At 66.7% G+C, this 22,469-nt stretch carries 23 protein-coding genes; 10 read left to right on the top strand and 13 right to left on the bottom strand.

The annotated features are described in order from the left end of the window. Positions 1 to 3 precede the first annotated feature (3 nt). Entirely contained in the window at positions 4 to 2,085 is a 2,082-nt protein-coding gene (locus ACQR1H_RS05130; RefSeq protein ID WP_434907243.1) for a M3 family metallopeptidase, read from the bottom strand. 132 nt (positions 2,086 to 2,217) lie between these two features. Between ACQR1H_RS05130 and ACQR1H_RS05125 the strand changes: the two genes are divergently transcribed. From ACQR1H_RS05125 to ACQR1H_RS05100, 6 genes are all read left to right on the top strand, one after another. After that, positions 2,218 to 2,478, top strand: coding sequence for a hypothetical protein (locus ACQR1H_RS05125; RefSeq protein ID WP_434907242.1), 261 nt, complete (start codon positions 2,218 to 2,220; stop codon positions 2,476 to 2,478). Between the two features lie 674 nt (positions 2,479 to 3,152). Beyond that, entirely contained in the window at positions 3,153 to 4,295 is a 1,143-nt protein-coding gene (locus tag ACQR1H_RS05120) for a type III PLP-dependent enzyme (protein ID WP_315779184.1), read from the top strand. 177 nt (positions 4,296 to 4,472) lie between these two features. Continuing rightward, positions 4,473 to 5,063: a GNAT family N-acetyltransferase gene (locus tag ACQR1H_RS05115; RefSeq protein WP_434889562.1), complete on the top strand. Its 591-nt coding sequence runs from the start codon at positions 4,473 to 4,475 to the stop codon at positions 5,061 to 5,063. Then, positions 5,051 to 5,212: a hypothetical protein gene (locus tag ACQR1H_RS05110; RefSeq protein WP_434889563.1), complete on the top strand. Its 162-nt coding sequence runs from the start codon at positions 5,051 to 5,053 to the stop codon at positions 5,210 to 5,212. The genes ACQR1H_RS05115 and ACQR1H_RS05110 overlap by 13 nt, the downstream gene beginning before the upstream one ends. A 96-nt stretch (positions 5,213 to 5,308) precedes the next feature. After that, the gene (locus ACQR1H_RS05105; protein ID WP_316217192.1) at positions 5,309 to 5,698 is read left to right on the top strand and encodes a RidA family protein; all 390 of its coding nucleotides are present in this window, start codon (positions 5,309 to 5,311) and stop codon (positions 5,696 to 5,698) included. 73 nt (positions 5,699 to 5,771) lie between these two features. Next, positions 5,772 to 7,196, top strand: a complete 1,425-nt coding sequence (locus ACQR1H_RS05100) for a homospermidine synthase (protein WP_434907241.1) — start codon at positions 5,772 to 5,774, stop codon at positions 7,194 to 7,196. 298 nt (positions 7,197 to 7,494) lie between these two features. Here the strand turns inward: ACQR1H_RS05100 and ACQR1H_RS05095 are convergent, their stop codons facing one another. The 9 genes from ACQR1H_RS05095 to ACQR1H_RS05055 all read right to left on the bottom strand — a co-directional run bounded on the left by ACQR1H_RS05095 (position 7,495) and on the right by ACQR1H_RS05055 (position 14,265). Continuing rightward, positions 7,495 to 7,803, bottom strand: a complete 309-nt coding sequence (locus ACQR1H_RS05095) for a hypothetical protein (protein WP_434907240.1) — start codon at positions 7,801 to 7,803, stop codon at positions 7,495 to 7,497. A 105-nt stretch (positions 7,804 to 7,908) separates the two neighbouring features. Further along, a complete protein-coding gene (locus tag ACQR1H_RS05090) occupies positions 7,909 to 8,928 on the bottom strand; it encodes a WD40 repeat domain-containing protein (protein ID WP_316217195.1) in 1,020 nt (339 codons plus the stop codon). After that, a complete protein-coding gene (locus ACQR1H_RS05085; protein WP_409997906.1) occupies positions 8,928 to 9,971 on the bottom strand; it encodes a CobW family GTP-binding protein in 1,044 nt (347 codons plus the stop codon). Before ACQR1H_RS05085 ends, ACQR1H_RS05090 begins: the two co-directional genes overlap by 1 nt. A 69-nt stretch (positions 9,972 to 10,040) precedes the next feature. Then, positions 10,041 to 10,910: a metal ABC transporter substrate-binding protein gene (locus ACQR1H_RS05080; protein WP_434882750.1), complete on the bottom strand. Its 870-nt coding sequence runs from the start codon at positions 10,908 to 10,910 to the stop codon at positions 10,041 to 10,043. A gap of 11 nt (positions 10,911 to 10,921) precedes the next feature. Continuing rightward, the gene (locus tag ACQR1H_RS05075) at positions 10,922 to 11,794 is read right to left on the bottom strand and encodes a metal ABC transporter permease (RefSeq protein ID WP_316236776.1); all 873 of its coding nucleotides are present in this window, start codon (positions 11,792 to 11,794) and stop codon (positions 10,922 to 10,924) included. Then, positions 11,791 to 12,549 carry a metal ABC transporter ATP-binding protein gene (locus tag ACQR1H_RS05070; RefSeq protein WP_315801791.1) on the bottom strand — a complete coding sequence of 253 codons (759 nt, stop codon included), beginning with the start codon at positions 12,547 to 12,549 and terminating at the stop codon, positions 11,791 to 11,793. The genes ACQR1H_RS05075 and ACQR1H_RS05070 overlap by 4 nt, the downstream gene beginning before the upstream one ends. A 2-nt stretch (positions 12,550 to 12,551) precedes the next feature. Then, complete coding sequence (locus tag ACQR1H_RS05065) at positions 12,552 to 12,773, bottom strand: hypothetical protein (protein WP_315801790.1); 222 nt, start codon at positions 12,771 to 12,773, stop codon at positions 12,552 to 12,554. Positions 12,774 to 13,103: 330 nt separating this feature from the next. Next, a complete protein-coding gene (gene crcB, locus ACQR1H_RS05060) occupies positions 13,104 to 13,490 on the bottom strand; it encodes a fluoride efflux transporter CrcB (RefSeq protein WP_315801789.1) in 387 nt (128 codons plus the stop codon). 175 nt (positions 13,491 to 13,665) lie between these two features. Beyond that, positions 13,666 to 14,265 (bottom strand): superoxide dismutase, encoded by a 600-nt coding sequence (locus ACQR1H_RS05055; protein ID WP_315801788.1) that lies wholly within the window; start codon positions 14,263 to 14,265, stop codon positions 13,666 to 13,668. Positions 14,266 to 14,370: 105 nt separating this feature from the next. Between ACQR1H_RS05055 and ACQR1H_RS05050 the strand changes: the two genes are divergently transcribed. Beyond that, positions 14,371 to 14,904 carry a GNAT family N-acetyltransferase gene (locus ACQR1H_RS05050; protein WP_316217199.1) on the top strand — a complete coding sequence of 178 codons (534 nt, stop codon included), beginning with the start codon at positions 14,371 to 14,373 and terminating at the stop codon, positions 14,902 to 14,904. A gap of 1,155 nt (positions 14,905 to 16,059) precedes the next feature. After that, positions 16,060 to 16,494 carry a DUF2147 domain-containing protein gene (locus ACQR1H_RS05045; RefSeq protein WP_315802707.1) on the top strand — a complete coding sequence of 145 codons (435 nt, stop codon included), beginning with the start codon at positions 16,060 to 16,062 and terminating at the stop codon, positions 16,492 to 16,494. A 7-nt stretch (positions 16,495 to 16,501) separates the two neighbouring features. Here ACQR1H_RS05045 and ACQR1H_RS05040 read toward each other — a convergent pair whose 3' ends face one another. Continuing rightward, positions 16,502 to 17,650, bottom strand: a complete 1,149-nt coding sequence (locus tag ACQR1H_RS05040; RefSeq protein ID WP_316236774.1) for a DUF3095 domain-containing protein — start codon at positions 17,648 to 17,650, stop codon at positions 16,502 to 16,504. 155 nt (positions 17,651 to 17,805) lie between these two features. Between ACQR1H_RS05040 and ACQR1H_RS05035 the strand changes: the two genes are divergently transcribed. Further along, positions 17,806 to 18,606 carry an RMD1 family protein gene (locus tag ACQR1H_RS05035; protein WP_434882751.1) on the top strand — a complete coding sequence of 267 codons (801 nt, stop codon included), beginning with the start codon at positions 17,806 to 17,808 and terminating at the stop codon, positions 18,604 to 18,606. Between the two features lie 203 nt (positions 18,607 to 18,809). On the opposite strand, the gene ACQR1H_RS05030 is transcribed toward ACQR1H_RS05035, so the two are convergent. After that, positions 18,810 to 19,526, bottom strand: a complete 717-nt coding sequence (locus tag ACQR1H_RS05030; protein WP_315802704.1) for an MgtC/SapB family protein — start codon at positions 19,524 to 19,526, stop codon at positions 18,810 to 18,812. A gap of 157 nt (positions 19,527 to 19,683) precedes the next feature. On the opposite strand from ACQR1H_RS05030, the gene ACQR1H_RS05025 reads away from it, so the two are divergent. Continuing rightward, complete coding sequence (locus ACQR1H_RS05025) at positions 19,684 to 20,091, top strand: hypothetical protein (protein WP_434839635.1); 408 nt, start codon at positions 19,684 to 19,686, stop codon at positions 20,089 to 20,091. 10 nt (positions 20,092 to 20,101) lie between these two features. On the opposite strand, the gene ACQR1H_RS05020 is transcribed toward ACQR1H_RS05025, so the two are convergent. Continuing rightward, positions 20,102 to 22,396, bottom strand: a complete 2,295-nt coding sequence (locus tag ACQR1H_RS05020) for a heavy metal translocating P-type ATPase (RefSeq protein ID WP_434873557.1) — start codon at positions 22,394 to 22,396, stop codon at positions 20,102 to 20,104. Positions 22,397 to 22,469 lie beyond the last annotated feature (73 nt).

The following is a 22,469-nucleotide window of genomic DNA, read 5'->3' as shown; positions in this document are numbered from 1 at the left end:
ACCTCAAGCCGCCGCGGGGACATCGAGCAGGCCACGCCGGCGGAGCAGCGCGTCGGGCTCGGGCTCGCGGCCCCGGAACGCGACATACGCCGCTTCCGGATCGAGCGAGCCGCCCGAGGAATAGACGTTGTCGTGAAGCCGCTTGGCGACGGTGGGATCGAAGATGTTGCCGGCTTCCTCGAAGGCGCCGAAGGCATCCGCATCCATCACCTCCGACCACATGTAGCTGTAATAGCCCGCCGCATAATGGTCTCCCGAGAAGATATGGCCGAATTGAGTCGGCCGGTGGCGCAGCGCGATCTCCTGCGGCATGCCGATCTTCTCCATCTCGGCCTTTTCGAACGCGCGCACATCCTTCGAAGCCGATGCCGGCTGGGTGTGGAACTCGAGGTCGATCAGCGCCGAGGAGACGAACTCGACCGTGGCAAAGCCCTGGTTGAAGCGGCGCGCCGCCAGGAAGCGGTCGAGCAGGTCCTGCGGCAGCGGCTCGCCGGTCTGGTAGTGACGCGCGAAGGTTTGCAGCACCTCGGGGCGCTCCTGCCAGTGCTCGTAGAGCTGCGACGGCAGCTCGACGAAGTCGGTGAACACGGCAGTGCCCGACAGCGACGGATAGGTCACGTTGGACAGGATACCGTGCAGGCCGTGGCCGAACTCGTGGAACAGCGTGCGCGCGTCGTCCGGCGACAGCAGCGAGGGCTGGCCGTTCGCGCCCTTGGCGAAGTTGCAGACGTTGATGATCAAGGGCGCGGTGTCGCCGTCGAGCTTCTGCTGGTCGCGCAGCGAGGTCATCCAGGCGCCGGAGCGCTTCGACGAGCGCGCAAAGTAATCGCCATAGAACAGCGCCTTGTGGCTGCCATCGGCCGCCTTGATCTCCCACACCCGGACGTCCGGATGCCAGACCGGGATGTCCTTGCGCTCGGCGAAGGTGATCCCGAACAGCCGCGTGGCGCAATCGAAGGCGGCCGCGATCATGTTATCGAGCGAAAGATACGGCTTGATCGCCGCGTCGTCGAAGTTGGCCTTCGCCTGGCGCAGCTTCTCGGCATAGTAACGCCAATCCCAGGCCTCGAGCTTGAAGTTGCCGCCCTCCGCCGTGATCATCGCCTGCAACTGGTCGCGGTCGGCCAGCGCCTTGGCGCGGGCCGGCTTCCAGACCCGCTCCAAGAGGCCGCGCACCGCCTCCGGCGTCTTCGCCATGGAATCCTCGAGGCGATAGGCGGCGAAGTTGGGAAAGCCCATGATCCTGGCGGCCTGCTCGCGCAACGCCAGGATCTCGCCGATGACGGCGTTGTTGTCGTTGGAATTGCCATTGTCGCCGCGCGCGGTGAACGCCTTGAACACCTTCTCGCGGAGGTCGCGGCGGGCGGAGCTCTGCAGGAACGGCTCGACCGAGGAGCGCGACAGGGTCACGATCGCCTTGCCGGGCATGCCGCGCTCTTCCGCCGCAGCCTTGGCGGCAGCCACGAAGCTCTCGGACAGGCCGGCACGGTCGTCCTCGCCGAGCTCGAGGACCCAGTCCTGCTCGTCGCCGAGCACGTGGTGGCTGAAGGTGGTGCCGAGCTGGGCGAGCTTCTCGTTGATCTCGGCCATCCGCACCTTGTCGTCATCGGACAGGCCGGCGCCGGCACGGCGGAAGCGGGTGTAGGTGCGCTCCAGGAGCCGCTGCTCCTCACCGGTGAGCTTGAGGTCCTTGCGGTTGTCGTAGAGCAGCGCGATGCGGCCAAACAGCACGGCATTCATCATGATCGGGTTCCAGTGCCGCGCCATCCGCAGCGACACGTCCTTGTCGATCTCCAGAATCGCCGGGTTCGAATGCGCCGACACCAAGTCGTAGAACACCGCCGCGACCTTCGACAGCAGCTTGCCCGAGCGCTCCAGCGCCGTGATGGTGTTGGCGAAGTCGGGCTCGGCCGGATCGTGAGTGATCGCGGTGATTTCGGCGGAATGGTCGGCGAAGGCGCGCTCGAAGGCCGGCAGGAAGTGCTCGGGCCTGATCGCGTCGAAGGGCGGTGTCTGGTGGGGGGTCTCCCAGGCCACGAGCAGCGGGTTGGTCTGGGCGTCGATCACAGCGGTGGTGTCTGACATCGGCTGGGGTCCGTCCTCTCCCGGAAGTTCGATGCGCCCCTCATATCACGGAGCCGGCCCTTTTTGGGTCATTTCCCCTTGAAGGGCCGGGCCTTTTCGGAGAGATTGCGGCCCGCAACAGGACCCTGGACCATGAACGCAGAGACCCCCTCCAAAGCCGGCCGCCAGATCGCTTGGCCGACCGTGATCACCGTCATCTCGGCAGCGATCCTGATCGGTGCCGAAGTGTTCGGTGCGGCCTTCGCCGGCGGCTGGGCGCTGGCGATTCTGTTCGGGCTCGGCGATAGCGGCGCGCACATCGTTCAGGCCGTGCTGTTCGCGATCGGCGTGTTCGTGATGATCGGCTTCATCCGCGGCGCGCAGCGCATCGAGCCTTTCACCAAGCGCGCGTGAACAGCGCAAAAACACTGTCCTGCAAGCGTGAACGCGTTACGAAAGTTTAAGCTCGCTTAACGTTCGTTCAGACATCGACGCCGCTCTGTGTGTCGCGCAAGCACAGATGAGGGAAATCTTTCCCCGCGTCCAAAAATGCCTTGCGAACGAAATTCAAAACGCTTATTTCCGCTTCTGCCCAATTTCGCACGTGCCTGTGGTCGTGTGTCAGTCGGTAGGTATCCGGACAAGAGGCCGGACAGCCGCCAAGGGATGAGGAACCGAGGGGCCCTCGGATCGTTGCGGTCAAGATCATCATGATCGAGATCGTCATGCTCCAGAGCCCAGCATCTCTCTCAAGAGATGCCGCTGAAGGTCACCCCATCTTTTGCAACCGTGACTGGCAGCCGGAGGCGAACCGGCGCACCCCGCTCTCAACGGGGGACGCGACTTAAAGCAACGACGGATCGGGCTTTTTTGGTCTCTACCGGCAGTCCAAAGCCGGCGCGGGCTACTGAAAAGGCTTGTCCTTCATTGCCAGGTGTGCGGGCGGGAAATTCCCAACCAATCCACGGCAGCACAATTCGGCTACGGGTTCGAGGTTTTGTCGCCTTTCCATCGGGCGGCAACGCCAAGGCACCCGTGTCGGGATCATTTTGAACGGGTCTCGTCGCTGGGGCCGTTTGGAGGGTGCTATGACCGAACGTATCCGGGAATTCCTGCGCAACCGCCGCGAGGAAGGTCTGGACCACGAGCCCTGTCTCGTCGTCGACCTCGAGATCGTGCGCGACAACTACATGAGCTTCGCTCGGGCGTTGCCGGACAGCCGCGTGTTCTACGCGGTCAAGGCCAACCCGGCGCCGGAAGTGCTGTCGCTGCTCGCCTCGCTCGGCTCCTCCTTCGACACGGCGACCGTCGCCGAGATCGAGATGGCGCTGGCCGCCGGTGCGACGCCGGACCGCATCTCCTATGGCAACACCATCAAGAAGGAGCGGGACATCGCGCGCGCCTATGCGCTCGGCATCCGCCTCTTTGCCGTCGACTGCGCCGCCGAGGTCGAGAAGATCGCGCGCGCAGCGCCGGGCGCCAAGGTGTTCTGCCGCATCCTGTACGATTGCGCCGGCGCCGAGTGGCCGCTATCGCGCAAGTTCGGCTGCGATCCGGAGATGGCGGTCGACGTGCTGGACCTGGCGAAGCGCCTGGGCCTGGAGCCGTGCGGCATCTCGTTCCATGTCGGCTCGCAGCAGCGCAAGGTGAAGGCGTGGGACCGCGCACTGGCGATGGCCTCGACGGTGTTCCGCGACTGCGCCGAGCGCGGCATCAACCTGACCATGGTGAACATGGGCGGGGGCTTCCCGACCAAGTACCTGAAGGACGTGCCGCCGGTCGTGCAGTACGGCCGCTCGATCTTCCGTGCGCTGCGCAAGCATTTCGGCAACCAGATCCCGGAGACGATCATCGAGCCGGGCCGCGGCATGGTCGGCAATGCCGGGATCATCGAGTCGGAAGTGGTGCTGATCTCGAAGAAGAGCGACGAGGACGAGCTGCGCTGGGTCTATCTCGACATCGGCAAGTTCGGCGGTCTCGCCGAGACGATGGACGAGTCGATCCGCTACGCCATCCGCACGCCGCATGAGGGCGCGGAGATGACCCCGTGCGTGCTCGCCGGCCCGACCTGCGATTCGGCCGACGTGATGTACGAGAAGCTGCCGTATCCGCTGCCGGTGACGCTCTCGATCGGCGACAAGGTGCTGATCGAGGGGACCGGGGCGTATACCTCGACCTACGCGTCGGTGGCCTTCAACGGCATCCCCCCGCTGAAGACCTATCACATCTGATCTGGCTGCCCTCGCCCCTGCGCGGGTGAGATGGGCAAGAGCCTCGGGTGGGGCTGCCCCCACCCCGACCCTCCCCCGCAAGCGGGGGAGGGAGCGATCCACCGTCATCTTCAACCTGACATCACGTGTTTGCGCGCGAGCCCAAGGTCCGCCGCGCAGGCCGGGGACTGACGTGCCATGACCGCTTTTCGCATCCCTTCGACCACGCCGCTTCGGACTGCCGCTCCGTTCGTGATCCGTGCCGAGCGTGCCTCCGACGTCCCGGCGCGCGAGACGCTGCTCGATGCCTGCTTTGGCGACAATCGCCATGAGCGCACCTGCCAGCGCCTGCGCGACGGACGCGCGCCCGCCGCAGGCCTCGCCTTGTCGGCGACGCGCGGCGGCGTCCTCGTGGGAACGCTGCGGCTGTGGCACGTCAGCGCCGGCGGACGCGACGCGCTGATGCTCGGCCCGCTGGCGGTCGCCGCCGAGGCGCGCAGCCTCGGCGTCGGTGCGGCGCTGATGAATGCCGCGCTGATGATCGCGGCGTCGCGCGGCCATGGCGCCGTGGTGCTGCTCGGCGATGCGCCCTACTACGCCCGCTTCGGCTTCGATGCGGCCAAGGCGGCCGCGCTCGAGTTGCCCGGCGCGTTCGAGCGCGCCCGCCTGCTCGGCCTCGAGCTGGTCGACGGCGCGCTGGACGGCGCATCGGGTATGATCGTCGCCACCGGCTCTGCCCAGCGCAAGGCCCGCCGCCGCAAGGAGCGGCCGCTGCCATGCGCGGCGTGAGGACCAAGGCGGCGGCGCAGCCGCCGCGGCGGACCTGGCTGCCGACGCTGGTGCTGATCCTGCTCGGCATCATGATCGTCCGCGACATCGTGGTTCGGCGCTGGAGCAGCGGCCCGTCTGCCGGACCCGACGTCACGCGCCTGCGTTAGGCATTCCGGCAACGGGCGCCGCAGCAGCCCCGCGAGGGGTTGCGCAGGTGCAGCAAAAGCTCTTTAACCCCCGAAAATCCCCCCACGAGGTCCGCCATGTCCCGCCGCCTGATCTCTACCGGATCACCGTTCGAGAAGACCGCCGGCTACAGCCGCGCCGTCGTCGATGGCGACTTCGCCTTCGTCGCCGGGACCACCGGCTATGACTACAGCACGATGACGATGCCGGCCGATGTCACGAGCCAGTCACGCAACTGCTTCAAGACCATCGCGGCCGCCCTGCAGGAGGGCGGGTTCGAGATGGCCGATATCGTCCGCGCGACCTACTACCTGACCGACGTCAGCGACGCCGACGCGCATTTTGCGGTCTGCGGCGAGGTCCTCGGCGACATCCGCCCCGCCGCCACGATGGTGGTCGTCGCGGCGCTGCTCAAGCCCGAGATGAAGGTCGAGATCGAAGTCACCGCCAAGCGCCGCGGCTCCTAAACGCGGCGAGGCATCTGAAGGCGCGCGCCGCCTGAATCCATCCATCCCACGCACCTTTCGCGGAGAACCATTCATGAGCTCGCAGATCCACGCGAAGATCACCGGCCCCATCGTGATGATCGGCTTCGGCTCGATCGGCAAGGGCACCCTGCCTTTGATCGAACGCCATTTCGATTACGACAAGAGCCGCTTCGTCATCATCGATCCGCATGACGACGGCGCGCTGGCGAAGAAGCACGGCGTGCGCTTCATCCAGCAGGGCGTGACCCGCGACAATTACCGCGAGCTCCTGGTGCCCCTGCTCACCGCAGGCGGCGGCCAGGGCTTCTGCGTCAATCTCTCGGTCGACACCTCCTCGGTCGACATCATGACGATGTGCCGCGAGATCGGTGCGCTCTACATCGACACCGTCGTCGAGCCGTGGCTCGGCTTCTATTTCGACAAGCAGAAGGGTGTCGAGCAGCGCTCCAACTACGCGCTGCGCGAGACGCTGCTGGCGGCGCGCCGCAAGAGCCCGGGCGGCACCACCGCCGTGTCGACCTGCGGCGCCAATCCCGGCATGGTCTCCTGGTTCGTCAAGCAGGCGCTGCTGAACATCGCCAAGGACACCAAGACCGAGATCGTCGAGCCGAAGAGCCGCGAGGGCTGGGCGCAGCTGATGCAGAAGCTCGGCGTCAAGGGCGTGCACATCGCCGAGCGCGACACCCAGCGCTCCAAGAACCCGAAGCCGATGGACGTGTTCGTCAACACCTGGTCGGTCGAGGGTTTCGTGTCCGAGGGCATGCAGCCGGCCGAGCTCGGCTGGGGCACGCATGAAAAGTGGATGCCGGAGAACGGCCGCTGCCACACCGAGGGCTGTGGTGCCGCGATCTATCTGCTGCAGCCCGGCGCCAACACCCGCGTCCGCTCGTGGTGCCCGACCCCGGGCGCGCAATACGGCTTCCTGGTGACCCACAACGAGTCGATCTCGATCGCCGACTATTACACCGTGCGCGACGGCGACAAGGTGGTGTACCGCCCGACCTGCCACTACGCCTATCACCCGGCCAACGACGCGGTGCTGTCGCTGCACGAGATCTTCGGCGCCACCGGCAAGATGCAGGAGAAGTGGCACATCCTCGACGAGAACGAGATCGTCGACGGCATCGACGAGCTCGGCGTGCTGCTCTACGGCCACGGCAAGAACGCCTATTGGTACGGCTCGCAGCTCTCGATCGAGGAAACCCGCCGCATCGCGCCCTATCAGAACGCCACCGGCATGCAGGTGTCGTCGGCGGTGCTCGCCGGCATGGTGTGGGCGCTGGAAAACCCGACCGCCGGCATCGTCGAGGCCGACGAGATGGACTTCCGCCGCTGCCTGGAAATCCAGTCGCCGTATCTCGGCCCGGTCAAGGGCTACTACACCGATTGGACCCCGCTGAACGATCGCCCCGGCCTGTTCCCGGAGGACATCGATACGTCCGATCCCTGGCAGTTCCGCAACATCCTGGTGCGGTAAGCCCTCGCCGTCGTCCCGGCCTCGAGCCGGGACCCATACTCCGTGACGAGTATGTGGCGGGAGGTGGAGCTAATAGCCTGCCCCGAACTACTGAGGTTATGGGTCCCGGCGTTCGCCGGGACGACGGCGGAATTGTCGCCGCGTTCGCGCCCCGCTCTCTCCTCCGTCATGGCCGGGCTTGACCCGGCCATCCACGAAGCCTGCGCAGCCGGAAACACGTGGATGCCCGGGACGAGCCCGGGCATGACGATGTTGAGGCAGAGTGCGGATGATCGAGCACTTAGCTCGCAGCGGCCAGCTACTTCTTCTGCATCGGCGGCGCGACCTTCTCGGCGGGAGCCGGCGGCAGCGCGGGCTTGGCGCCTTCCTGCTGAGCAGCCGGATCGGGGTGCGCCGGCTCGGGCGCCGGTGTGGTCGGGCGGGTGCCGCCGGGCTTGGATTCGGCTGGCGTCGCCGACGGTTCGGGCGTCGCCTGGGCCACCTGGTCGAGATGGTTGGCCTTGATCTCGGTCAGCGAGATGATCGCCACCAGTGCGCCAAGGCCGAGCAGGCCGCCTGCGAGCCACAGGTCCCTTCGCAACGTCCGTTTGCTGTTGATCGAGGCCATGGCTGTCATCCGCATCATGTGATGTGCGGAACAACGAATGGAAGGGGGCGAGGTTCCCATTGGGACCTGCGCCCCAACGCCCCATCCCCGCCCTGGAACGCGCCGTTACAGCCGCAGCAGGCCCGCCTCGCCACTTTCATCGGAGAAAGCGAGCCACGTTCCCGCGGCATTCCAGCCCAGCGCCACGACCGGCGGTGTCTCGTTCCGCCGCACCAGGATCTCGGCGCCGTCCTGCATCCGCACCATCAGCACGGTGCCGTCCTCGTAGCCGCAGGCCAGGATGTCCTGCTTGGGATGGCAGGCGACCGCGGTGACCTTGGCCTTCATCGGCGCCAGCATCGCCGGCTCCTTGCCCATCGGGCCGTCCTTGCCGACGAACGGCCAGAGGATGACCATGTCGGCGCCGGAGGTGGCGAGAAAGCGCCCGCCGCTGCCCCACGACATCGACTTGACCCGCGACGGGTAGCCGGTCATGCGCATGTGCCGGGAATCGGCCAGCCGCCAGCCATGCAGCGCCGGCTCGTGCATCGCGGTGACCAGGAACTTGTTGTCCGGGCTGAACGTGACGGCGTGATGCGAGCCGGCCCAGCCGAGGAATTCCGGCTCGCCCGCCATGTTCGGAAACCACAAGGTCGCGCCGTTGTAATGCGCGATCGCGAGCCGCAGGCCCTTCGGCGCGAACGCCAGTCCGCCCGCGGTCGAGGGCACCTCGAGCGACTTCTCCTCGCCCTTCGGCGCGCGCACGAACGCGGTCTTGCCGACCGACCAGGCGATCGCACCGTCCGGATGAACCGCGACGTTGTCGATCCAGCGCCGCTTCGGATCGGTGGCGAGCACGCTGACGCTGCCGGCCTTGTCGAGCGCGGAGACCTTGCCGTCATCACCGCCGAACAGGATGCGCGATCCGTCCGACACCGCCGACAGGATGCCGCCGCCTGATACCTCGATCTTGCTGATCTCGCCCTCGGCGTCGACAACCGCGACGCTCTCCTCGGTGCCGACGAAGACCGCGCGGTCGCCGAGATAGTGCACGGCCGTGACGGCCATGCCGAGCGCGACCTGCTTCACCTTGTCGGTGACGGAGACGATGGATGCGGCCTCGCCGCCCTGGTCGAACGACGTCATCAGGTCACGATGCAGCGTTCGAAGCCTTCGCGGATGGCGTCTTCCGGCAACTCGCGGCCGATGAAGACGACGCGGCTCTGGCGCGCCTCATCCGGCTTCCACTTCCGCTGATGATCGCCTTCCAGCATCATGTGCACGCCCTGGAAGACGTAGCGGTCGTCATCGTCCTGAAACGCCAGGATGCCCTTGGAGCGCAGGATCTTGCCGCCCTCGGTCTGCACCAGGTTCTGCAGCCACGGCATGAACTTCGACGGATCGAGCGGCTTGTCGGAACGCAGCGACAGCGACTGCATCTCCTCGTCGTGATAGTGCTTCAGGCCGTGATCGTGATGGTGGTGATGATGATCATGACCGTGGTCGTGATCATGATGGTGATGATCGTGGTCGTCGCCGGCTTCGAGGAATTGCGGCTCGATCTCCAGGATACGATCGAGATCGAACGCGCCGCGCTCCAGCACATCGGAGATCGCGATCTGGCAGCGCTCGGTGCGATGCAGCTTTGCGTAGGGGTTGATGGCGCGGATGCGCGCCTCGACCTCGGCGAGCTCCGGCTTGCTGACGAGATCGGTCTTGTTGAGCACGATGACGTCGGCGAAGGCGATCTGGTTCTTGGCCTCCGGCGCATCCTTGAGCCGGTCCGACAGCCACTTCGCGTCGGCCACCGTCACCACCGCATCGAGCCGGGCGTTCTTCTGCACGTCCTCGTCGACGAAGAAGGTCTGCGCCACCGGCGCGGGGTCGGCGAGCCCGGTGGTCTCGACGATGATGGCGTCGAACTTGCCCTTGCGCCGCATCAGGCCGGAGATGATGCGCACGAGGTCGCCGCGCACCGTGCAACAGATGCAGCCATTGTTCATCTCGAACACTTCCTCATCGGCGCCGACGATGAGATCGTTGTCGATGCCGATCTCGCCGAATTCGTTGACGATGACGGCGTACTTCTTGCCGTGGTCTTCCGAGAGGATGCGGTTCAGAAGCGTGGTCTTGCCCGCCCCGAGATAGCCGGTCAGGACCGTCACTGGTGTCTTGCTCGCGTCGGACATGCTCACTCCGAAAACCTCAGATCGCATCGAAAATGGCTCAAAAGCGCTGGCCGCGAGGGCTTGAAAACCCTAACGGACCAGCGCGCTCGTCAAGGCCCTTATATTGTGCCTGACCATGGCAATGTAAGTGGGAACGGGGCCCTTTTCATCGCTCAGGGCGTCGGAATACAGCGTACCGCCGATCGTGGCGCCGGTCTCGGCGGCGATCCGGCCGACCAGCCGGTCATCGTTGAAATTCTCCAGGAAGACGGCCGGAATCCCTGTTTTTTTCACCTGGCGGATGATCTCGGCGACGTCGCGGGCCGAGGGCTCGGTCTCGGTGGAGACGCCGAGCGGGGCGATGAAGGCGACGCCATAGGCATCGGCGAAATAGCCGAAGGCGTCATGGGTCGAGATCACCTTGCGCCGCTCGGCCGGGATCTTGTCGATCTCGGCGCGGACCTCGCGGTCGAGCGCATCGAGCTCGGCGAGGTAGCGCTCCGCATTGGCCTTGAAGACCTCCGCGTCTGCGGGGTCGGCCGCCACCAGCGCGTCGCGGATATTCCGTACGTAGACCTTGGCATTGCCGACCGACTGCCAGGCATGCGGATCGGCATCCGTGCCGCGCTTGCGCGGGCTGATGCCCTGCGTGGCCGTGATGATCGGCGCCTTGCTGCCGGAGGCCTGCTGCAGCCGCGGCAGCCAGCCCTCCAGCCCGAGGCCGTTGACGATCAGCAGCCGCGCCGCGCCGACGTCCTTCGCATCATGCGGCGTCGGCGTGTAGACGTGCACGTCGCTGTCCGGCCCGACCAGCGAGGCGACACTGACCTTGTCGCCGCCGACCTGGCGGACGAAGTCGGCGAGGATCGAGAAGCTGGTGACGACGTTCAGCCGGGTCTCGGCCGATGCGGGGGCGACGAGCGACAGCAGCAGAGTGAGGACGGACAGCAAACGTTTCATGGGGATGGACTTCAGGCTTCGAGGTGACGTCCCGGAAACAGTTGCGGAAGCACGCCGCCCACGCGTCCGAACAGCACCGAGCCGAGATAGAGGAGCGACGCGACCAGGATGATCGCTGGCCCCGAGGGAATGCGGGTCTGGAACGACAGCACCAGGCCGACATAGCCGGAGACGATCGCGGAGGTGACGGCGATGCAGATCATCGGCGTGACGTCGCGCGACCAGAACCGGGCGATGCCCGCCGGCAGGATCATCAGGCCGACCGCGAGCAAGGTGCCGAGCGCCTGGAAGCCGTTGACGAGGTTGACCACGATCAGGCCGAGGAAGATCAGGTGCGCCGGCGCGCCGGCGCGGCTGACGGTGCGCAGGAACAGCGGGTCGACGCTCTCGACCACCAGCGGGCGATAGATCACGGCGAGCACGACCAGGGTGAGCGTGGCATTGAAGGCCACCATCAGCAGGGTCGGATCGTCCATCGCCAGGATGTTGCCGAACAGCACGTGCAGCAGATCGATATTGGTGCCCTTGACCGAGACGATGGTGACACCGATCGCCAGTGACGCCAGATAGAAGGTCGCGAGCGACGCGTCCTCCTTCAGCCCGGTCGAGCGCGACACCAGGCCCGACAGCAGCGCCACGGCGAAGCCTGCGATCAGCCCGCCGGTCGTCATCGCGAACAGATTGAGCCCCGACAGTAGGAAGCCGATCGCGGCTCCCGGCAGGATCGCATGCGCCATGGCGTCGCCGACCAGGCTCATGCGCCTGAGCATCAGGAAGACGCCGATCGGTCCGGAGCCGAGCGACAGCGCGATGACCGCGGCGAGCGCGCGGCGCATGAACTCGAAATCCGAGAACGGAGCGAACAGCACCTCGCGCAGCATCATGCCGCCTTGGAGGCTGGCGCGGGCACGCAGGGCGCGGCGGCGTCGTCGAACGCCTCGCACATCCGGCGCGCCTGCGCGAGATTGTCCGTTGTCAGCACCTCCGCCGTCGGCCCCCAGGCCACGGCCTCGCGCGCCAGCAGCAGGGTCTGCGGGAAATGCGCGCGCACCATGTCCATGTCGTGCAGCGCCGCCAGCACGGTGCGCCGCTCGCCATGCCAGTGCTCGATCAGTTGCAGAAGGTCGGCCGAGGTCTTGGAATCCATCGCGTTGAACGGCTCGTCGAGCACGATCACGCGGGCATCCTGCAGCAGCACGCGCGCGAACAGCATGCGCTGCATCTGGCCGCCCGACAGCGTGCCGATGCCGCGGCCCTCGAAGCCGGTGAGGCCGACGGCGGCGATGGCCCGGGCGATCTTCTCGCGCGCGGCCGCGCCGATGCCGCCGAACATGCCGGTGCTGCGCCACAGTCCGGTGCTGACGAAATCGAACACCGAGATCGGGAAAGAGCGGTCGATGTCGGCGATCTGCGGCAGATAGGCGATCTCGCGCGGCTTGAGGCCGGCGGCCGTGATGCTGCCGGCGAGCGGCTTCAACAGGCCGACGATGCCGCGGAACAAGGTCGATTTACCGGCGCCGTTGGGACCGATCACGGCCAGCAGCGCGCCCTCCGCCACGTCGCCCGAAAGATGATGCACGGCCGGGTGCCGGTCATAGCCGAGCGTGACGTCCCGGAACTGCAGCTGCACCATCGCCATCCTCACCGCATCGCCATGATGACGATGACCCAGAGCACCGCGCTGGCCGCGATCGCGGCCCCCAGCCGTGTCGTCACGGGCATCCGCAGGATCGACCAGGACGCCGGCTGCGCCGGATGCGGCGCGCCCGGACCATGACCGTGGGCGTGATTGTGGCCGTGGCCATGCCCGTGCGCGCCATGCGCATGGCTGTGATCGTGGCTCTGGAGCGCGGACTGGGTCATTTCGTTATAATGTTACATTATAACATCACCCCTGTCCACCGGCGGCGCGCTATGCAAGGCCGTCACCATTGACGCCCGCTCGTGCGGGCCTCGCCCTTCGAGACGCCCGCCTGCGGCGGGCTCCTCAGGGTGAGGAGCGAAGGTTCGCACTCTGGACTGGACTGAGCAGATCGCAGCGGCCCTCGCGCCGTCAACACGCTGTTTCCGATCAACGTGCCACGCTGGCTACGAAGCTGCCCCTCATGGTGAGGAGCGCCGAAAGGCGCGTCTCGAACCATGAGGCCCGGAATGTTTCCGGGGCCATTAGCGCCAGCGGGAGCCGAAGATGCCTCAGCTCAAGACCCGCACCAGCGCCAGGCCGCCGAACAGGCCGGCGATGGAGATGCCGACCGAGCCCAGCACATACAACGCCGCCAGCCCCGGTGCGCCGCGCTCATAGAGCAGCGCGGTATCGAGCGAGAATGCCGAGAAGGTCGTGTAGCCGCCGAGGATGCCGGTCATCAGGAACAGCCGCCAATGCTGAGAGGCGCCGCCCTTGAAGGCGAGGTAGCCGGCGATCAGCCCCATCACGGTGGAGCCAGTGATGTTGATGATGAAGGTGCCCCACGGAAAATCGGTGCCGAGCGCGCGGGCGCTCGCCATGTTGATCGCGTGCCGGAGCGAGGCGCCGCAGCCACCGCCGACGAAGACGAGAAGATAGCCCAACAATTGATTCACAGAACCTGACCTTGCACACGGCGCCGGAGAACGGATGCCCTACCCTCCGCACCTCACCAGCAAAATTCTTGCCGAAACGCGCCTTCGCTTGCAAGGACCGGTCGCGTCAATATCCTGTCACGAAAAAGGGCGGCGAGCTTAGAGCTCACCGCCCTCCTCCGTGGATCATAAGCGATCAGACAGCCTTGCCGTAGAGCTCGTCGACGTAGTCCCAGTTGATGAGATTCTCGACGAACGCCTTCAGATAGTCGGGACGGCGGTTGCGATAGTCGATGTAGTAGGAGTGCTCCCAGACGTCGCAGCCGAGGATCGGGGTCGCGCCGTGCACCAGCGGGTTCTCGCCGTTCGGGGTCTTGGAGATCTCCAGCTTGCCGTTCTTGACCGAGAGCCAGCACCAGCCCGAGCCGAACTGGCCGACGCCGGCGGCGGCGAAGTCGGCCTTGAACTTCTCGAAGCCGCCGAGATCCTCGTCGATCTTCTTCTCGAGCCGGCCGGGCAGCTTGGAGCCACCGCCATTCGGCTTCATCCAGGACCAGAAATGGATGTGGTTGAAATGCTGGCCGGCATTGTTGAAGACGGCGGGGTTCTTGCCGAACGAGCCCTTGACGATCTCCTCGAGGGACTTGCCTTCGAATTCGGTCCCCTTGATCGCATTGTTGCCGTTGGTCACATAGGCCTGATGATGCTTGTCGTGATGGTACTCGAGCGTCTCCTTGGACATGTAGGGTCCGAGGGCTTCATAGGCGTAAGGCAGGGGGGGAAGCGTAAAGGTCATGGGGGCGGTTCCGCAACTTGTGGAAGACGGGATTTAACGGGACCTTCTTATAGAAGGTTCCGACACCGTAAAACACCGTGAATTTGGAAAAAGCGAGCCGCTTTGATGAGCATCGAGATCGACGTATTGAATGATGACGCCGCCTGGCCGCTGGTCAAGCCGCTTTACGACGCGGTTTGGCCGCCGGAGGTGGTCGCCGGTTTGCCGTGGGCTGGTATCACATTTGCGCATGCCGACCTGCGGGTGCTGGTGCAGGACGACAGGGGCGAGGTGCTGTGCCATGTCGGCATCTATCGCCGACTCGTGAAGTGGAACGGCCAGAACGTCAATGTCGCCGGCATCGGCGGCGTTTTGACGCGTCCCGACATGCGCAACCGCGGCCTCGCCACGGTGGGACTGAACGCGGCGATCCAGACCCTGCGGCACGAGGACTCGATCAACTACGCCGTGCTGTTCTGCGCGGCGGATCGCATCCCCTTCTACACGGCGAGAGGCTTCATCCCGTTCGACGGCGACGTCTACGCCGAGCAGCCCGAGCAGGGCCGCATCCGCTTCGACCGGCTGTCCGCGCTGGTCCACGACGTCAAGCGCACCGCGCCGACCCGCGGCACCATCGACCTCTGCGGATTGCCGTGGTGACTCCGTTCTCCCCTCCCTTGTTTGAATCGTAAATCCGTTCTCCCTTCCGCTGTCGTCCCGGACAAGCCGTGACGCGCGCCAGCGCGTCGCGGCGCCGATCCGGGACCCATACGCCGCGGCGGTTGCGAGACGCGAAAGGCCAACGGCCAGCGTGCCTCAAACCGCTCCCTGGGGGTATGGGTCCCGGCGTTCGCCGGGACGACAGCGGAGTTTGTCGCGGCAGTCCAAACCATGTCCCGACCGGGACGACAGCGCAGCGCCCGGCGCAACTTCTGGAAAAAATAATTCACTTGCGCATTATCGGAAATCATGATTATCTCCGTGCATCCCGCCTCACCGCAGAGGGGCGTAGCGCGCGATCGTCACGACACGCGAGGTGGGGATGCGATGGCCGCGAGAGATCGCAGCATTCTCTTCGACGAGGATGCGGACGAACGATACCTCGCGGACGTGAAGTCGCAGCGTCCTGACACCCCGACGCTGGTGTCACCCGCGCAATGCGCAAGCATGGTCGCGGCATGGTGGCCAACAAGCCCGGCGCACCAGGGAGACTGCGTATAAGCGTGAAGACCGTCGCGCAGGGAATGCCGGAGTGTTCGGCTTTGCCTGTGGTACCTGCCGCCTGCATTTTTTTCGCAGGCGGGCCATGGGTGAGGCCTTCACCCGGCATTCCCTGCGCCCTCCGCACTTTCAAGAGGGCCACATGGATCGCAGCACTCGGGCATCACATGCCGCGAGGCCGCGCTGCCGTGTCCCGGCCCTGTCATCAGCTGTTTGAGTCGTAAATCCGCCAAACCCACCGCTGTCGTCCCGGACAAGCCGTGACGCGCGCCAGCGCGTCGCGGCGCCGATCCGGGACCCATACGCCGCGGCGGACGTGATGGGCACAATGCCAATGACCAGTCTGCCTCAAACCCCTCCCTGGTGGTATGGGTCCCGGCGCCGCGTGCGCAATTGCGCACCAGGCCGGGACGACAATGGAGTTTGTCGCGGCAGTCAAAGCCATTTCCAGTGCATGAGACAACCGAGCAAGGGATTGAGACGTTCCGTCGGCGATGCACCTGATCGTGATGATCCCGCTTTGGACAACCGCTGCTCTGCGATTGCAACTGCGCCGTTTGCTGTTATGGAAACGCGGCTTCAACGGGGGGTAAGATGATTTGGAAATTGCGTTTGGCTGGTCTTGCGCTGGCGACCGTCGTGATGGCGCAGCCCGCTTTGGCTGCCGATGATCCGACCGGCACCTGGCTGACCCAGGCCGGCGACGCCAGGATCAAGGTCGCCAAATGCGGCGCCGGTCTCTGCGGCACCGTCGTGTGGCTGAAGGAGCCGATGGACACCGACACCGGCAAGCCGGCCGTCGACAACAAGAATCCGAATCGCGCGCTTGCCAACCGCCCGATCATCGGCCTGCAACTGTTCGAAGGCGTTCACGCGGAGGGGCCGAACAAATGGTCCGGCAAGATCTATAACGCCGATGACGGCCAGAGCTACACCAGCCACATCTCCGTCTCCGGCCCGGACACGCTGAAGGTGGAAGGCTGCGTCGGATCGCTGTGCGGCGGCGAGACCTGGACCCGCGCGCGCTGATCAGCGCTCAGGCGACCGCGGCCTTCAACGCGGTCGCAGCCGACGCGTAGCCGCCTCGCGCGCCGTCGATGAAGTGGACGTGATCCGGCCGGATCGCGGACGGCGTGAAGCAGGTCATCATCGCGGCATCCTGGCGATGCAGCCCGTAGCGGACGATGCCGCGCGACGCCGCCGCGCCAAGCCGGCGCTCCAAGTCCTGCGCGAGCTCGTCGGTGCAGTCGAGGATCATGCGCAGCGCATCGTCATATTTGCGGAAGTCGGAATTCTCGACCACCTGCTGCTTGTAGAGATCCGGCACGAAGCCGCCGATGCTGATGTTGAACCGCATCACGGCATAGACGAACAGCGTCCGTCCGAGCACGCGGGCCCAGCGCGACAACAGCGGTCCGCGCGCGGCGCGGACTTCGTAGCCGAATCCCTGCGGCGGCCATCGCAGCGCCGGCGCGCCGGCCGGCACCGGCCGCCCGGCATCGGGGCTGCGTTCGGTCAGGGTGATGATCTCCTCGATCACCTTGCGATAGGCCTGCGCATCGGCGCCGGGGGCCGGCAGCACCAGCACCGACAGGATGAGGCCGCGTGCCGCCGGGATCTCCTCGAACCGGCACGACAGCCCGGACAGATCGGGCTGCGCACCGGACGCCGCCGGCGGAATCGCGAACTCGCCCCGCTTCATCGCGGCCTCGGCCCAGCCCAGTCCGCCGCCTGCGAACATCGCGTAGGACAGGTTGGCCGACGGACCGTAGCGCGCCACGCGGACGTCGAGGCCCTGCGCGCGGATCGCGCTCACCGGCACCAGGGCGACACGCATCGCGAGATCGAGATCCTCCCTGACCCAGGTCGCGGTCGCGGCAAGGGCCTCGCGCGCGGCCGCTTCGTCATCCGGGCTGACGGCGAAGCTCGCGCCGTCGCCCCCGAACACGAATGGGAATTCGCGCCCTTCCAAGGCATTGGTGACCGCGGCGATGACCGCCGCCCCGGCCATGTTGACCGCCTTGTAGCGCCTGTCGGCGATCGCCTTGGTCGACTCGACGATGTCAGCCGTGCCGATCAGCCAGTCATCCGGCACCGGCTGGTAGAGCTGCGGCTCCATCAGGCGCGCGAAGCCGCGAAACACCGGAATCGAGGCATAGTAGTCCGCAGCGCTGGTCTTCGACATTGAGAGGCATCCGTCCGGGGTGCGCGTCCAATGAGGAGCTACGTTCTTTCCTGTCAAGCGGGTTCAGGCAACGATATTCGGCAGCGGACGTGTCGCCTGACGGATTGCACCGCGTTATCGTTCCATCGGCATTGACGTGCTAGCCTATCGCCATCATGGCCGACGCCTCACCCGTTCCACAACTCGCCGCCCGCGCGCTCCAGATCGCGGACCGCATCAATACCGCCGGCTTCGAGGGCCAAGTGCTGTCGGCGACGCCGCTGGCGGTCCGCATCGGCGAGACGGGTATCGCCGTGGTCTTCCGCTACGGCGTCGTCGTCTTCATCGGCCTGTCGGTGGCGGAGGAGATCAACTTCCTCGACCGGCTGAGCGCGCGACTGTTCGGCCCGATCGCGCCGCACGAGGAAGAGACGGCCAAGGTCCAGGTCGCGCGCGAATCCGACGAGCCGATCCCGGTCGGCGGCCCGGTCCTGGTCAAGGAATTGTCGCTGGAGCGGCTGCTCATCGTCGCCGATGCGCTGGCCAAGAGCGTCGTGCTCGGCCGCAGCGAGCGCGAGATCGCCAACGTGTTCGACACGATCGAGCCGTTCGCGCGCGAGCTGGCGCTGCTGGGGCGAACATCGAAGAGCCGGGTGGCGATGCTCAAGCTGCTCGGCGAGGCGCTGCTGGTGCAGCACCGCGTCTCCGGCCGCGTGGCGGTCGGCGAGAAGCCGGACGTGTTGTGGGACCGGCCCGATCTGGAACGGCTCTATGCACGGCTCGAGGACGAGTATGAGCTGAAGGAGCGGGAGGACACCCTCAACCGCAAGCTCGCGGTGATCGCGGAGACGGCGACCACGCTCGCCGACATCATCGACACCAAGCGCTCGCTGCGGCTCGAGGTCATCGTCGTCATCCTGATCGCCTGCGAGATCGTGCTCGGCTTCTACGAGATCTTCGCCCGCGGCGGGCATTGACGGCAGAGCCTCGACCGGCTGCCATCGCATTCAGCGATGGTTCAGACGCGGCATGGAACTCTCGCATGGGCGCGATGAGCGATGCTGGGGGATGTCGAACCATGACGTGGGTGGGGAGCTTGCGACCGTCGCCGGCGGCAGCCAGCCACGAGGTGTGGCGAGCGCCCCGCCGCCGGCGCGGCGATGCTGGTCCGCCAATGCCGTCACACCAGCGCTCTGACGTTCCAAGTCGCATGACGGACCCCGGCAAGCTTCGCCAGCTCGGACACGACGCGGTCGAGATCGACCGTATCGACCGCGAGCGGCACCAGCGTCGCGATGATCTCGACGATGTCCTCGGAGCGATAGACAACCTCGGTCTCCCGCACCGGGTATTTGGCCGCCTCCAGCCGCTCGTCGAGCGCCTCGCGCAGCTCGGCGGCGCGCAGCCCGTCGGTGGTCAGGACGATCTCGTAGTTCGCCTCCGAGGTCTGCGCATTGAGCGGGATGCGATCGATCGCATTGACCAGCGGCCGCAGCAAGGTGTTGCCGGCCAGCACGAACACCGTCAGCGCCACCGACTGCGCGATCAGGTCGGCGCCGGCGCAGGCGCCGACCGCGGCGGACGCCCACAGCGTCGCGGCGGTGTTGAGGCCGCGGACGTTCATGCCCTCCTTCATGATCGTGCCGGCGCCGAGGAAGCCGATGCCCGACACCACATAGGCGATGATCCGCACCGCGCCGTCGGCGCCGGTCAGGCGGTTGCCGAGGTCGACGAAGGCGGCCGCGCCGACGGCGACCAGCACGTTGGTGCGCAGGCCGGCGCTGCGCTGCCGGTATTGCCGCTCGGCACCGATCAGCGTGCCCAGCACGAACGCCGTGAACAGGCTCACGAGCGTGTCGAGGAAGTCGAAGACCTGGAAGGTGTGGAGGAATCGCATGGGCTTGCTGACTGTCTACGGTATTGCGCTCCGTGGCCTGCCTGGCGGCAGCGGCACGCGTGGCATCCGGCGGCGGAACCGTCGCGAGAAGGTCGCTTTCTTAAGCCGTCCTTGATCGAAATCAAATCCCCGTCCCTCCCGTATACTTTAGGCTGATATGATCAACAGGCAGATGACGTCCGGCAAACACATGACGCCATTCTCCGACGTCCGCAGGGATCACAGCCCGGCCGTCCGGCTGGGACATGATGCGGTGAGCGCGGTGAAGCTGTCCCAGGAGCTCACCGCCGAGATCGACGCCTGGGCGGAGGCTCACCAGATGACACGCTCCGACGCCATCGGCCAGTTGCTCACGATCGGCCTGCATGCATCGCGGCCGGCCGCAGCCGGGCAGCCCACGTCGCGGGATCCCGTCGCCATCGAGCAGAATGCGATCCGGCTGATCGATCGGATGCTCGATCCGAGCCTGTCCGCCGAGGAGCGCGAGCGGCGGATCCGCCGCCTGATCGAAGGTCCTGCGGAATTTGCCAACGAACGGATCGACCTGCCGCGGCATCCAGGCTGACGCGAACGGCTCAGGCGGCCGAGCGCGCCACCACGGCCTCGTAGATGTCGTCCTCCTGCGCCGTGTGCATGCGGACCAGCGTCTCGATCGCCTCGATCACCCGTTGCGCATCGCGGATCAGATAGCGGTCCACATGCTCGGACGGCAGATCCTCGACCAGCCGGCCGAGCAGGCGCGCCAGATGCAGGATCTCGCGATGCGCGCGGCTCATTGCCGACAGGCCATGGCTCTCCTGCAGGAGGCGAGCAAGCTTCGGATAGACCGAGCCCTCGTCGTCGCGCTCATGCGCCACGACCTTGTCCTGCACCACGCCGTTCGCCTCCATGATCAGCACCACGGCGCCGTCGGGCGGGGCTTCGTCGAGCGCATCGACGATCGCGCGCAGGCGGTCGAGGCCGCGCAGCAGCGCCTGGTGATCATGCCTGAGCCCTCGGCCGTCTTCGGCCGTGATCCGGCCGGCTTTGCTGCGGCCGGCCGGAAACAGAGCGCGGAGCGCGTTGAGGATGACGGCGACGTCGATGGCTTCCTGGACCAGGGCCGCAGGCACCGGCTGCAGCAGGCCGAAGGCCGCGGCCCCCATCGCCACGAACGACAGGCCCATGCCGACGAAGATGCTCTCCAGGGCGATGCGTCGGGCGCGCTGCGCGATCACGATCGCCTCGCCGACCCGATCGAGCCGATCGGCGAGAATGACCACGTCGGCGGCTTCCGACGAGGCGCTGGCACCACGGGCGCCGAGCGCGATGCCGACGTCGGCGGAGGCCAGCGCCGGAGCATCGTTGATGCCGTCGCCCACCATGATGGTGGGATGCAGCCGCTGCTCGCTCTTGACCGCCTCCACCTTGTCGGAGGGGACACGGTCCGCCAGCACGGCGTCGAGGTCGAGCGCCGCGCCGATCGCCTGGGCGGCCGCGGCGCGGTCCCCGGTCACCATGACCATGCGCGCGATGCCGGCCTCGCGGAGCCAGCGGATCGCGCGCGGCGTATCCGCGCGCAGTTCGTCCGCCAGCAGCAGCGCCCCGATCGGGCGCCCCTCGATCGCAACGAAGACGATCAGCGCCGACCGCCACGACGCCCGGCGGATCGCGCGCGCCGCCCAGGGCGGCGGCGTCCGGCTGCCGAGCACGAGGTCGCGCGAGCCGGCCATCACAGGGCGGCCATCGATCAGACCTTCGAGGCCCGAGCCCATGGTTTCCCTGACCTGTTCGGGCACCTTCAGCTTCAGCCCGCGCGCCTGGCCGGCCTGAACGATCGCGTGCGCCACCACGTGGTGCGAGGCCTGCTCGAGCGATGCGCAGAGCAGCAGCACCGCATCGGCGTCCTCGCCCGGCGCGGCGTCGACCGACAGCAGCCGCGCGCCGCCGACGGTCAGCGTGCCCGTCTTGTCGAACAGCACGGTGTGCGCACGCGCGAGCGCCTCGAGCTTGCCGCCGCCTTTGACCAGAATGCCGCTTCGGGCCGCCTGCGCCACCCCGGCAATGAAAGCGACGGGTGCGGCGAGAATCAGCGGGCACGGCGTTGCCGCCACCAGCACGGCAAGACTCCGGATCACATCGCCCGAGGCCAAATAGGCGGCCCCGGCGATGGCGAGGCTGACGGGCAGGAAGATCAGGGCATAGCGGTCGGCCAGCCGCACGAACGGCGCCTTCGCGGTCTGGGCCGTCGTCACCAGCTTGACGATGCCGGCATAGGTGCTTTCGCCCGCAGTGGCGGTGACCGCCATTTCGAACGTGTCGCCGGCATTCACCGATCCCGACAGGATCGCCATCCCGCGCGTCTTCGTCACCGGGATCGGCTCCCCCGTGAGCGCCGACTCGTCGACGACCGCGATGGTCGCTTCGACCATGCCATCGACCGGGACGATCTCGCCGGCGCGGACCATCAGGCGATCACCGACCGCGACGCTGGCGATCGGAACGTTGTCGATCTGGTCGCCACGGCGGCGATGTGCCTCGCGCGGCGCGCGATCGACCAGCGCGCGCAGATCGTGCTCGGCGCGGGCGACGGCAATGTCCTCCAGCACATTGCCGCCGGAATACATCAGCGCCACGACAGCGCCGGCCAGCGGCTCGCCGAGGATGATCGCCGCGCTCATCGACACCAGCGCGATCGCGTCGACGCCGATTCGGCCGGCCAGGACATCGCGGACGATCGAGACGATCAGCCCCAGGATGACCGGAACGGTCGAGGCCGTAAAAGCGATCCCGGCAAGATCGGGGCGACCGAGCACATGCGCGAGGCCGCCCGCGGCGAGGCCCGCGATTGCGATCGCGACGAGGGTCCACCGCAGAATGCGCTCGAACATGGATACCGGTTCCGGATTGCGCCGGCACTATCGCTGCTGCCGCCCGTCGGACCCTTGAGCGAAATCAACGGCG

Source organism: Bradyrhizobium sp. HKCCYLRH2015 (genome assembly GCF_051168215.1).
Lineage (GTDB): Bacteria > Pseudomonadota > Alphaproteobacteria > Rhizobiales > Xanthobacteraceae > Bradyrhizobium.
The sequence above is the reverse complement of the archived record's forward strand: the minus strand, read 5'-3'. Positions and strand labels throughout refer to the sequence as shown.

Excerpts from the sequence above, each read along its gene's own strand:
- ACQR1H_RS05130 (WP_434907243.1), bottom strand. The coding sequence starts at position 2,085 with ATGTCAGACACCACCGCTGTGATCGACGCCCAGACCAACCCGCTGCTC.
- ACQR1H_RS05125 (WP_434907242.1), top strand. The coding sequence starts at position 2,218 with ATGAACGCAGAGACCCCCTCCAAAGCCGGCCGCCAGATCGCTTGGCCG.
- ACQR1H_RS05120 (WP_315779184.1), top strand. The coding sequence starts at position 3,153 with ATGACCGAACGTATCCGGGAATTCCTGCGCAACCGCCGCGAGGAAGGT.
- ACQR1H_RS05115 (WP_434889562.1), top strand. The coding sequence starts at position 4,473 with ATGACCGCTTTTCGCATCCCTTCGACCACGCCGCTTCGGACTGCCGCT.
- ACQR1H_RS05110 (WP_434889563.1), top strand. The coding sequence starts at position 5,051 with ATGCGCGGCGTGAGGACCAAGGCGGCGGCGCAGCCGCCGCGGCGGACC.
- ACQR1H_RS05105 (WP_316217192.1), top strand. The coding sequence starts at position 5,309 with ATGTCCCGCCGCCTGATCTCTACCGGATCACCGTTCGAGAAGACCGCC.
- ACQR1H_RS05100 (WP_434907241.1), top strand. The coding sequence starts at position 5,772 with ATGAGCTCGCAGATCCACGCGAAGATCACCGGCCCCATCGTGATGATC.
- ACQR1H_RS05095 (WP_434907240.1), bottom strand. The coding sequence starts at position 7,803 with ATGGCCTCGATCAACAGCAAACGGACGTTGCGAAGGGACCTGTGGCTC.
- ACQR1H_RS05090 (WP_316217195.1), bottom strand. The coding sequence starts at position 8,928 with ATGACGTCGTTCGACCAGGGCGGCGAGGCCGCATCCATCGTCTCCGTC.
- ACQR1H_RS05085 (WP_409997906.1), bottom strand. The coding sequence starts at position 9,971 with ATGTCCGACGCGAGCAAGACACCAGTGACGGTCCTGACCGGCTATCTC.
- ACQR1H_RS05080 (WP_434882750.1), bottom strand. The coding sequence starts at position 10,910 with ATGAAACGTTTGCTGTCCGTCCTCACTCTGCTGCTGTCGCTCGTCGCC.
- ACQR1H_RS05075 (WP_316236776.1), bottom strand. The coding sequence starts at position 11,794 with ATGATGCTGCGCGAGGTGCTGTTCGCTCCGTTCTCGGATTTCGAGTTC.
- ACQR1H_RS05070 (WP_315801791.1), bottom strand. The coding sequence starts at position 12,549 with ATGGCGATGGTGCAGCTGCAGTTCCGGGACGTCACGCTCGGCTATGAC.
- ACQR1H_RS05065 (WP_315801790.1), bottom strand. The coding sequence starts at position 12,773 with ATGACCCAGTCCGCGCTCCAGAGCCACGATCACAGCCATGCGCATGGC.
- ACQR1H_RS05055 (WP_315801788.1), bottom strand. The coding sequence starts at position 14,265 with ATGACCTTTACGCTTCCCCCCCTGCCTTACGCCTATGAAGCCCTCGGA.
- ACQR1H_RS05050 (WP_316217199.1), top strand. The coding sequence starts at position 14,371 with ATGAGCATCGAGATCGACGTATTGAATGATGACGCCGCCTGGCCGCTG.
- ACQR1H_RS05045 (WP_315802707.1), top strand. The coding sequence starts at position 16,060 with ATGATTTGGAAATTGCGTTTGGCTGGTCTTGCGCTGGCGACCGTCGTG.
- ACQR1H_RS05040 (WP_316236774.1), bottom strand. The coding sequence starts at position 17,650 with ATGTCGAAGACCAGCGCTGCGGACTACTATGCCTCGATTCCGGTGTTT.
- ACQR1H_RS05035 (WP_434882751.1), top strand. The coding sequence starts at position 17,806 with ATGGCCGACGCCTCACCCGTTCCACAACTCGCCGCCCGCGCGCTCCAG.
- ACQR1H_RS05030 (WP_315802704.1), bottom strand. The coding sequence starts at position 19,526 with ATGCGATTCCTCCACACCTTCCAGGTCTTCGACTTCCTCGACACGCTC.
- ACQR1H_RS05025 (WP_434839635.1), top strand. The coding sequence starts at position 19,684 with ATGATCAACAGGCAGATGACGTCCGGCAAACACATGACGCCATTCTCC.
- ACQR1H_RS05020 (WP_434873557.1), bottom strand. The coding sequence starts at position 22,396 with ATGTTCGAGCGCATTCTGCGGTGGACCCTCGTCGCGATCGCAATCGCG.